Here is an 11,407-nt window from a genome sequence, read left to right as displayed (position 1 = left end):
TGCTTCCCGCGCTGTCGAGTTGGCACAAGGGTCGGGCGGCGCGGTCGGTGGTGGACGGCTGGCGGTACAAGGTGGTCTGGAAGCCCGTGGGCCGGGACAAGCGTGCCGCCGCCGGGGCGCTGACCGGCCGCTGGCTGCTCGTCGTCCCGCAGGGACACCCCGACACCGACCTCACCACCACCGTCACCACCTCCCTCACCAACGGTCTGGCCGGCCACGGCGCCGAGGTGACCACCATCGAGGTGGCCCCCGGCGTCGACCGGGAGCAGCTCACCGCTCTGGTCGGCACCGCCGTGAACGGCGCCGACGGTCCCCGCACGCCGGCCGGTGTCCTGTCCCTGCTGGCGCTGGACGAGTCGCCGTACGCTCCCGGCAGTCCGCTCGACAACGGACTCGCCCTCAGCGCGGCCCTGGTGCAGGCGCTCGGCGATGCCGGCGTGGCCGCTCCGCTGTGGATCGCCACCCGGGGCGCCGTGTCCACGGGGCGTGCCGACCGGCTGGCCGCACCCGGCCAGGCGCAGGCCTGGGGGCTCGGCCGGATCGCCGCTCTGGAGTACCCGCAGCGCTTCGGCGGGCTGGTGGACCTGCCGCAGGAGCTGGACGACCGTGCCGTCGCCCGACTGGTGGCCGCCCTGTCCGGAGCCGCCGAAGAGGACCAGGTGGCCGTACGCGGTTCCGGGCTGTTCGCGCGGCGGCTGGTGCGGGCCGCGCTGCCGGAGCCCGCGCCCGCCGACTGGAAGCCGAGCGGCACGGTGCTGGTGACCGGCGGAACCGGGGGCGTGGGTGCCCAGGTGGCCCGCTGGCTGGCCCGCAACGGCGCGGCCCATCTGCTGCTGGCCGGACGCCGGGGCCCGGATACGCCCGGCGCGGCCGAACTGGAGGCGGAGCTGACCGAGTTGGGGGCCCGCGTCACACTGGCCGCGTGCGATGCCGCCGATCGTGACCAGCTGGCGGCGCTGCTGGCCGCCGTACCGGAGGACCAGCCGCTCACCGCGGTCGTGCACGCGGCCGGGGTGCTGGACGACGGCGTGCTGGACGCCCTCACCCCCGAGCGCGCCGAGACCGTGCTGCGGCCCAAGGTGGCCGCCGCCCTGCACCTGCACGAGCTGACCCGGGACCTGGAACTGGACGCGTTCGTCCTGTTCTCCTCGCTCGCCGGCACGCTCGGCGGCCCCGGCCAGGGCAGCTACGCCGCCGCCAACGCCTTCCTCGACGCACTCGCCCGGCAGCGGCACGCCGACGGGCTGCCCGCCACGTCGGTCGGCTGGGGTGCGTGGGGTGGCGGTGGCCTCGCGTCCGGGGAGACGGGCGAGCGGCTGGCCCGTTCCGGTATGCCCGCCATGGACCCGGAGTCGGCTCTGACGGCGCTTCAGCAGGCCGTGTCCGGCGAGGAGCCGGTGCTGGCCGTGGCCGACATTCGGTGGGAGACGTATGCGTTCGCCCACTCCGACGGGGCTGCCCGGGTGCTCGCCGACCTGCCCGAGGTGCGGGCCGCCCTGGCGGCGCGCACCACGTCCGCGACAGACGGCGCCGGCGGCGACGGCAACGCGCTCACGGCACGGCTCGCGGCCCTGCCGTACGACGAGCAGCGGCGTGAACTCCTCGCTCTGGTGAGGAAGTTGGCCGCCGGGGCGCTCGGGTACTCCGGTGCCGAGGACGTCGACGAGGAGCGGGCGTTCCGCGACCTCGGCTTCGACTCGCTCACCGCGGTGGCCCTGCGCAACACCATCGCCGAGGCCACTGGGCTGCGGCTGCCGGTCACCCTGGTCTTCGACCACCCCACCGCCACCGCTCTCGCGGCCAAGCTGCACGAGGACCTGTTCGGCACGGCCGCCGACCCGGTGCCGGTGGCCTCCTCCCGGCCGGTCGCGGTGGACGACGACCCGGTGGTGATCGTGTCGATGGCCTGCCGCTACCCGGGCGGAGCGGACGGCCCGGACGAACTGTGGCGGCTGCTCGCGCAGGGCGGCGACGCGGTGTCGGTCTTCCCGGACGACCGTGGCTGGGACCTCAAGGGCACCTACGACCCCGACCCGGACCGTCCGGGCACGTTCTACGCCCGCGGCGGCGGATTCCTTTACGACGCGCACCACTTCGACCCTGAGTTCTTCGGCATGAGCCCGCGCGAGGCGCTGGCCGTCGACCCGCAGCAGCGGTTGCTCCTTGAGACGTCGTGGGAGGCGATCGAGCGGGCCGGCATCGACCCGGCCGTGCTGCGCGGCAGCCGCACCGGCGTGTTCGTCGGCTCCAACTACCACGACTACGGCTCCCGCGTGCAGCACGCACCGAAGGACTTCGAGGGCTACCTGGCCACCGGCAGCGCCGGCAGCGTGGCCTCCGGGCGGATCTCGTACACCTTCGGCCTGGAGGGTCCGGCCGTCACGGTCGACACCGCCTGCTCCTCGTCCCTGGTGGCGCTGCACATGGCCGCCCAGGCGCTGCGCACCGGCGAGTGCACCATGGCGCTGGCGGGCGGGGTCACGGTGATCTCCGCGCTGGACACCTTCATCGAGTTCAGCAGGCAGCGGGCACTGTCCCCGGACGGCCGCTGCAAGGCCTTCTCCGACGACGCCGACGGCGCCGGCTGGGCCGAAGGCGTCGGTGTGGTGCTCCTGGAGCGGCTGTCCGACGCCCGCCGAGCCGGCCATCCCGTCCTGGCGGTGCTCGCCGGTTCCGCGGTCAACCAGGACGGCGCCAGCAACGGCCTCACCGCGCCGAGCGGACCCGCGCAGCAGCGGGTCATCCGGCAGGCGCTGGCCTCCGCCGGGCTCTCCCCGGCCGATGTGGACGCCGTCGAGGCGCACGGCACCGGTACCAAGCTGGGTGACCCCATCGAGGCGCAGGCACTGATGGCGACGTACGGGCAGGACCGGCCGGAGGACCGGCCGCTGCTGCTCGGCGCCCTGAAGTCCAACATCGGGCACACCCAGGCCGCCGCCGGTGTCGGCGGTGTGATCAAGATGGTGCTGGCGATGCGGCACGGGATGCTGCCGCGCACCCTGCACGCGGAGCGGCTGTCGACACAGATCGACTGGACCGAGGGGGCGGTGTCGCTGCTCACGGAGGCCGTCGAGTGGCCGGACAGCGGCCGCCCGCGCCGGGCCGGGGTGTCGGCGTTCGGCATCAGCGGCACCAACGCCCACGTGATCCTGGAACAGCCGCCCGCCGAGAACGCCGCGTCGCCGGAGGGGGCGCCCGTCCCTGTTCCCTCCGGCGACGTGGTCCCCTGGGTGCTCTCCGGGCGGAGTGCCGACGCCCTGCGCGCCCAGGCCGCCCGTCTGCTGGCCCATCTGGCGGACCCGGAGGGCCAGGGCGGTGCTGCGCCCGTCGACATCGCGCACTCACTCGCCCTCGGCCGCGCCGCGTTCGACCACCGGGCTGCCTTCGTCGGCCAGGACCGGGACGAACTCCTCACCGCCGTAAGGGCGTTGGCCGAGGAACGGGAGGCGCCCGGACTGGTACGCGGGGTGCGGCGCCGCAGCGGGCGCACCGCGTTCCTCTTCAGCGGCCAGGGCAGCCAGCGGCCGGGTATGGGCCGTGATCTGTACGCCGCGTACCCCGTGTTCGCCGACGCCCTCGACGGCGTCTGCGCCGAACTGGACCGCGAACTCGAACGGCCGCTGAAGGAGGTGCTGTTCGCCCCGGCCGGCACCCCGGACGCCGAGCTGCTGGACCGCACCGCCTACACACAGGCCGGGCTGTTCGCTCTGGAAGTGGCCCAGTTCCGGCTGCTGGAACACTGGGGGCTGCGCCCCGACGTCGTCGTCGGCCACTCCATCGGCGAGCTGGCCGCCGCCCATGTGGCCGGAGTGCTCGACCTCACGGACGCCTGCCGTCTCGTCGCCGCCCGTGGGCGGCTGATGCAGCAACTGCCGGACGGCGGCGCCATGCTGGCCGTACAGGCCGGCGAGGCACAGGTCACCGAGGCGCTGCGCACCTACGAGGACCGGGTGTCCGTCGCCGCCGTCAACGGCCCGGCGTCCGTGGTCGTCTCCGGTGACGAGGACGCCGTGGCGGAACTGACCGAGGCCTGGCGGGAGGCCGGGCTGCGCACCAAGCGGCTGACGGTGTCGCACGCCTTCCACTCACCGCGGATGGAGCCGATGCAGGCCGGCTTCGCGGCCGTCGCCCGCGAGATGACGTACGCCGCGCCGACCGTGCCCGTCGTCTGCGACCTCACCGGCGAACTCGCCGACTCCGGACAGCTGGAGGACGCCGACTACTGGGTGCGCCACGTGCGCGGCACGGTCCGGTACGCCGACGCCGTCGCCACGCTGGAGCGGCAGGGCGTGACCACGTACCTCGAACTCGGCCCGGACGGTGTGCTCGCCGCCGTGACCCGCGACTGCCTCGCCGACCCGCAGGCCGCCGTGGTCATCCCGCTGCTGCGCCGTGACCGGCCCGAACAGACCGCGGTCACCACCGCCCTCGCCACCCTGCACGTCCACGGCACGAGCCCCGACTGGGCCGGGTACTTCGCCGGCCGGCCGGTGCGCCGGGCCGAACTGCCGACGTACGCCTTCCAGCACGCCCGCTACTGGCTCGACGCCGACCCGGGCGCGCCGGACCTCGCCGCGGCCGGGCTCGCCGCCGGGGAGCATCCGCTGCTCGCCGCCGGCACGGCGCTCGCGGGCGGCGACGGCTATCTGCTCACCGGACGGCTGTCGCTCGACAGCCATCCCTGGCTCGCCGACCACGCGGTGTCCGGCACTGCGATCCTGCCCGGCACCGCCTTCCTGGAACTGGCCCTGCTGGCCGCCGACCGGGTCGGCTGCGCCGCCGTCGACGAACTCACCCTGGAGGCGCCGCTCGTGCTGCCCGAACAGGGTGCCGTCCACCTCCAGGTCACCGTCGGCGAGCCCGACGAGCAGGGAGCGCGCGGGGTGACCGTGCACTCCCGCCCGGACGACGCGGCCGACGACGAGCCCTGGACCCGCCACGCCGTCGGGCAGCTCACCCGCACGCCCGATCCGGCCGACGGCGCCCCGCTCGACGTGTGGCCGCCGCAGGGCGCCGAGGAGGTCGCCATTGACGGGCTCTACGACCGCTTCGCCACGGGCGGCTTCGCCTACGGCCCCGCCTTCCAGGGCCTGACCGCCGCCTGGAAGCTGGGCGAGGACGTGTACGCGGAGGTCCGACTGCCCGCCGAGGCCGGCGACGCCACCCGCTACGGGCTGCACCCGGCCCTGCTGGACGCCGCCCTGCAGACCGTCGGGCTGACGGCCGCGGCCGGCACCGCCGTGATGCCGTTCAGCTGGACCGGCGTACGGCTGCACGCCCCCGGAGCCGACGAGCTGCGGGTGCGTCTCGCCCCGGCCGGACCCGACACGGTCGCGCTCAGCGTCACCGATCCGGCGGGAACCCCCGTCGCGACGGTGACCGGGCTGACCCTGCGCCCGCTGCCCGCCGGACAGCTCGCGGACGCCCGGAGCGCCGCCCGCCATCTGCATGAACTGGAGTGGGTGACCCCGGCCGCGGCACCCGCCCGGCCCGCCTCCGCGGGCTGGGCCGTCCTGGACGGCGACGGCGACCCCGCCCTCGCGAACGCCCTGACGGCCGCCGGGCTCGCGGCCGTCCACCACCCCGGCCTGGACGACCTCGCCCGCGCCGTCACCGCGGGGGACATACCGGTGCCCGGCACGGTGCTCGCCGCCGTACCCGGCCTCGGTGACGATGCCGGACAGCCGGTGGGGACCGACCTGGCCGCCGCCGTGCGCCGCACGACCGGGCGGGTGCTGCGGCTGCTGCAGGGCTGGCTCGCCGACGACACCTTCAACGCCACCCGGCTGGTCCTGGTCACCCGGCATGCCGTGACCGTGCACGAGGGCGACCGGGCGCCCGACCCGGTGGCCGCGGCCGTCTGGGGCCTGGTGCGCACGGCACAGAGCGAGAACCCCGAGCGGTTCGTACTCCTCGACTGGGACGGCGCCCAGGAGTCGTACCGCGCGCTACCCGCGGCGGCCGTACAGGAAGAGCCGCAAGTCGCCCTGCGCAAGGGCGAGTCGCGGATGCCGAGGCTGGTCCGTATGCCGGTGACGCAGGCGGCGGACGGCGACACCGGTTGGCTGCTCGACCCGGACGGCACCGTCCTGGTCACCGGCGCCACCGGCGCGCTCGGCGGCCTGATCGCCCGGCACCTGGCGGACCGGCACGGTGCCCGGCACCTGCTGCTCGTCGGCCGTCGTGGCCCGGACGCGCCCGGCGCCCGGGAACTCGTAAACGACCTCACCGCGCTCGGTGCCCGCGCGGAACTGGTCGCCTGCGACACCTCCGACCGGGAGGCGCTGGCCGCCCTGCTCGCCAGGGTCCCCGCCGAGCACCCGCTGACCGCGGTGGTGCACACCGCGGGCGTCCTCGACGACGGCGTCATCGGCTCCCTGACCCAGGAACGCCTCGACACGGTGCTCGCCGCCAAGGTCGACACCGCGCTGCATCTGCACGAACTGACCCGGGACAGCGAATTGCGCGCCTTCGTGCTGTACTCCTCGCTGGCCGGCATCTTCGGCGGCTCGGGGCAGGGCAACTACGCGGCGGCCAACGCCTTCCTGGACGCCTTCGCCCGACGGCGCCGGGCCGAGGGGCTGCCCGCCCAGTCGCTGGCGTGGGGCCTGTGGGAGCAGCGGTCGGCGATGACCGGCAAGCTGGATGAGGCCGACCTGGTGCGGATGGCGCGCGGCGGAGTCGTCCCGATGCCGTCCGAGCAGGGCCTCGACCTGTTCGACGCCGCCGTCGCCGCCGACCGGGCGGTGCTGGTCCCGGCCCGCTTCGACACCGCCGGGCTGCGGACGCCCGACGGGGAGGTCCCGGCCCTGCTGCGGTCCCTCGTCAAGCCCGCCCCCGGCCGCCGTACGGCCACCGCGAAGGCCGAAGGCGCCGCGCCCGCCGAGCGGCTGCGCCGCCGGCTCGCGGAGCTGGACGCCGAGGCACGGCTCGCGGTGCTGGTGGACGTCGTCCGCGACCAGGCGGCGGCCGTACTCGGCTACGCGGACTCCGACGCCGTGGATACCGAACGGGGCTTCCTGGAGATGGGATTCGACTCGCTGACCGCCGTCGAACTGCGCAACCGGCTGGGCACGGCCACCGGACTCAGGCTGCCCGCCACCCTGCTGTTCGACTACCCGACACCCATCGGGCTGGCCCGCCATCTGCGGGAGGAGACCTCGCCGGGGGCCGCGGCGACCGTACAGCCGATGCTGGCCGAACTCGAGCGGCTGGAGGGCGTGTTGGAAGCGATCGCCGGGGACGAGGCGGTCCGCACCGCACTGGCCGACCGGCTGCGCGGGCTGCTGTCCACGCTGGAGGTGGCCGGACCCGCCGGGGCCGGACTCACCTCGGCCGACGGCGGCAGCGGTGACCATGACGGCGCCACCGCGGTGGCGGTCGAGGAGCGGATCGACGCGGCCGACGACGACGACCTCTTCGACTTCATCGACCAGCAGTTCGGGTCGGCGTGACAGTTCAGGTCGGCGTGACGGCACGTCGGCGCATCCTTGGCAAGAGCCGGAAGAGAGCGAGACCGTGACAGATCGGGTGTTGAACGTCGGGGTGGTCGGCTGTGCCGCCATCGCCCAGCGCACCACCATTCCGGCGCTGGTCGCCGACCCGTCGGTGCGGCTGGTCGCGGTGGCCAGCCGCAGCGGCGCCAAGGCCGAGGCCGTCGCGCGGCGCTTCGGCTGCGAGGCGGTCACCGGCTACGCCGCCCTGCTCGCGAGGGACGACATCGACGCCGTGTACGTGCCGCTGCCGCCCGCCCTGCACGCCGAGTGGGTCGCGCGGGCACTGACGGAGGGCAAGCACGTCCTGGCCGAGAAGCCGTTCACCGTCGCCCGGGCCGAGGCAGCCGAGCTGGTCGCCGCGGCCCGCGCCGCCGGCCTGCTGCTGATGGAGAACTTCGCGTTTCTCCACCACGGCCAGCACGACGCCGTACGCGCCCTGATCGAGCAGGGCGCGATCGGCGAAGTGCGGCACCTGACCGCGGAGTTCGGATTTCCGCCACTGCCTCCGGGAGACATCCGCTATGACCCGGCGCTGGGCGGCGGCGCCCTGCTCGACGCCGGGGTGTACACCCTGCGCGCCGCCTCCCTGTACCTGGGGCCGCAGGTGAGCGTGCGGGGGGCGGTGCTGGGTGCCGATCCCGGCACGGGCGTCGACGTCGCGGGGGCGGCGCTGGTGGCCGATCCGGCCGGGCGGACCGGGCACTTGACCTTCGGCTTCGACCGGTCCTACCGCTGTGCGTGCACCATCTGGGGCAGCGAGGGCAGCATCGCCCTCGACCGGGCGTTCTCCGCCCCGCCGACCATGCGGCCCGTGCTGCGCCTGCAGCGCCAGGACCACTTCGAGGAACGGACGCTGCCCGCAGGGCACCAGTTCGCCTCACTGGTCTCCCTGTTCGCCCGCACGGCCTTGGACGGCGGCGACCCGAAGGGACCGGGGGAGGACATCCTGCGGCAGGCGGAGCTGGTCGACGCGGTGCGCGACGCGGCCGGGGGCGGGTACTCTCCGGGGGAGTAACGGGGTAGCGGGGGGCTGCGTACGGGTTTCAGCCGGTGTGCTCGTACGGGCCGTCTCTGCCTTCCCTCCCGGCGCCGGCCTCGACCTGGGTCAACTCTGCGACCTGGGGCATCCGGCCGTCGACGAGGTCACGGAGCTGGGAGCGGGCCGTGACGCCCAGTTTGGGGAAGCTCCGGTACAGGTGCGAGCCGACCGTACGGGGGGAGAGCTGGAGCCGCTCGCCGATCTCACGGTTGGTCAGTCCCCGGGCCGCGAGGCGGACGATCTCCTGCTGCTGGGGAGTGAGCGCGGGCAGGCTGTCGGATACGCCGGGGCTCTGCCGAATCCCGGCCGCCCGCAGTTCGGCCAGCGCACGGCTGGTCCACGGCTCGGCGCCGAGGCGACCGAAGGTCTCCAGGGCGGCGGCCAGCAACGGCCTTGCCTGACCGGACCGCAGGCGTCGGCGCAGCCACTCGCCGTAGTCGAGTTGCGTGTGGGCGTGGGCGAACGGCCGGTCCTCGGCATACGGCTCGTCAAGTGCGGCACGGAAGCACTGTTCTGCCTCGTCGGCGTCCGCCAGCAGCGCCCTGGCGCGGAACAGCAGCGCCCGGTGCCGTGACGAGGAGTTCGTCAGGCGGTCGGCGAGCCGGTCCACGACGGCACGAGCGGCGTCCTGCCGTCCGGTGCGGGCGGCGGCGGCCGCGAGGTCGGCGAGGCCGTACCGGGAGACGTGGTAGTGGACTTCGTCGCCGTCGGTGGTGAACATCAGGCGGAACTGGTCGAAAGCGGCATCGTGGTCGCCTTCCGCGGCGGCCGCCGTGCCCATGGCCCAGCGGGCCCGGACGGCCACGAACCGGTTCTCCTGCGCGGCGGCGAGATCCAGTGCCTCCCTGGCCGACGCGCGGGCCGCGGCCGGGTCGCCCTGCAGCGCGAGCACACAGGCGTCGAGGGCCCGGGGCGCCGCCGCTGTGAAGGGCGGATCGCTCAGGGCCGCCGCGCGGGTCGAGGCGGCGGCCACCGCTCGGGCCGTCGACCAGCGGCCGTGCTCCAGACAGACCCATCCCTCGACGCAGCGCAGCCCGTCGGGCAGCGGCGCCGGGGTGAGAGCGGGCCCGCTCATCCTCTCGAAGAGATGGACGGCCACCGTGGTCTCGTCGAGCAACCAGGCGATGGTGGCCGCAGCCGCCAGCAGCCCCGGGCCGGCCGGTTCGAAGGCCGCCAGCCGGCGGAGCACCGCCAGCAGTCCGGCCCGGTCCGCGGACGGATCCGTCGCGGCGCGGATCCACAGGCATGCGAGTTCGTGTTCCTGACGCCGACCGGGGCTCGCGGCGATCAGCGAGTAGACGCGCCGTATCTCGTCCCGTCTTCCGGCGTCCCCGCTGTAGTAGCAGACCAGCGCCGCCGCGGCGAGAGCCTCCAGGGCCTGTGCGGGGTGGTGCGGTGCGAGGGTCTCCGCGACGCGCAGCAGCAGGGTGTACGCGGCGTTGCGGCGGGGGGTGAGAGCGAGGGCCTGGCCCTTGTGCAGCCTGATGAGAGCGAGTTGGACGGGGTCGTCGGTGAGCGCCTCGACCTGGGCGGTGAGGTCCTCCGCCCAGGTCGCCTGGCCGGTCAGCGCGGCCATCGCCGCGGCGCGGGTGAATCTGCGGACGCGGTCCGGCTCGTCCGGGCTGAGTTCGGCTGCTCGCTGGAACGCCAGTGCCGCGGCCGCGAAACCGCTCCGCTTCCCGGTCTGTTCGGCGGCGCATTCCATCTCCCGCGCCACGGCCTCGTCGGGGCCGGTGCCGGCCGCTGCCAGATGCCAGGCCCGCCGGCCCGGGACGTCCCGCAGAGCGGCGGCCCACCGGCGGTGTGCTTCGTGGCGCTCCGCGGGAGGCGCGGCGTGATAGACGGCGGAGCGGATCAGAGGGTGGCGGAACCGGACGTCACCGCCGCGCAGACGGATGAGTTCCGCCTGCTCGGCCGGCCGCCAGACCTCCGGCGCGATGCCTTCCACGGTGCCCGTGCCGGTCGCGGCCAGCAGCAGGGCGCGTTTCGTCGCTCCGGGCAGGCCATCGAGCCGGCTGGTGAAGCCCTGCTCCAGCCGGTCGGTCAGCGGCAGCGGCTCCACCGGCCAGAGCCCGGGGCCGGATTCCAGCTTGGCGAATTCGATCAGTGCCAGTGGGTTTCCGGCCGCCTCGTCCAGGACGCGCGCACGCAGCGGTCCGACGGGAGGGCCCGGTTGTGCGTCGAGGAGCCGGCCCGCGGCGGACGCTTCCAACGGGCCCAGTTCCAGGACCGGATGGCTCCGTGCGAACGCGGGGAGCGGTGCACCGCTGCGGACCGCGCCGAGCAGCCTGATCTGCTCGCCGTCCAGCCTTCTGCTGACGAAGGCGAGCACGTCCAGGGAGTCCTGGTCCAGCCACTGGGCGTCATCCACGACGATGAGCACCGGGTGCCGCCGCGCGGTGTGCGACAGCAGGGTCAGCACTGCGATGCGCAGGATCAACTGGTCGGACTCGGCCGATCCGGCAGCGATGCCGAACGCGCCCAGAAGCGCGTCCCGCTGCCGGTCCGGGAGGCTCTCCGCCTGCGCCAGTACGGGCCTCAGCAGCTGGTGGAGTCCCGCGAAGGCCAGCGCGCGTTCGCTCTCGCTGCCTTCCGCCCGCAGGACCCGTACCCCGGTGTCGCGGAGCCCGTCGACCTCGCTGTCGATGAGGGCGCTCTTGCCGATGCCCGGCTCACCGGTCACGACCAGGACCTGCCCGCCGTCGCCCGGAGAGCTGACGAACCCTCGCACCCGGGCGGCCTCGGAGCTCCGGCCCACGAGTGTGCCGCCCCATGACGTCCCCATGGTCAACAACGCCTCCTTGAGTTCTGGCTCCGTGCGCGGCGTGTGACATCGACGGACGATATCCCGGCCCTGCCGCGCGCCTTCGTC

Annotated in this window: 3 protein-coding genes; 2 read left to right on the top strand and 1 reads right to left on the bottom strand. The window is 74.7% G+C overall.

The features are described from left to right. A partial coding sequence (locus tag IH68_RS0147540; RefSeq protein ID WP_030949740.1) for a type I polyketide synthase occupies positions 1 to 7,454 on the top strand: 7,454 nt, incomplete at its 5' end. A 64-nt stretch (positions 7,455 to 7,518) separates the two neighbouring features. Further along, positions 7,519 to 8,511 (top strand): Gfo/Idh/MocA family protein, encoded by a 993-nt coding sequence (locus IH68_RS0147535; protein ID WP_030949738.1) that lies wholly within the window; start codon positions 7,519 to 7,521, stop codon positions 8,509 to 8,511. Positions 8,512 to 8,539: 28 nt separating this feature from the next. On the opposite strand, the gene IH68_RS0147530 is transcribed toward IH68_RS0147535, so the two are convergent. Further along, complete coding sequence (locus tag IH68_RS0147530) at positions 8,540 to 11,320, bottom strand: helix-turn-helix transcriptional regulator (RefSeq protein ID WP_063763612.1); 2,781 nt, start codon at positions 11,318 to 11,320, stop codon at positions 8,540 to 8,542. Between the last annotated feature and the right edge of the window lie 87 nt (positions 11,321 to 11,407).

This window comes from Streptomyces sp. NRRL S-646 (assembly GCF_000720765.1).
Classification (GTDB): Bacteria; Actinomycetota; Actinomycetes; order Streptomycetales; family Streptomycetaceae; genus Streptomyces.
The sequence above is the reverse complement of the archived record's forward strand: the minus strand, read 5'-3'. Positions and strand labels throughout refer to the sequence as shown.

Excerpts from the sequence above, each read along its gene's own strand:
- IH68_RS0147530 (WP_063763612.1), bottom strand. The coding sequence starts at position 11,320 with ATGGGGACGTCATGGGGCGGCACACTCGTGGGCCGGAGCTCCGAGGCC.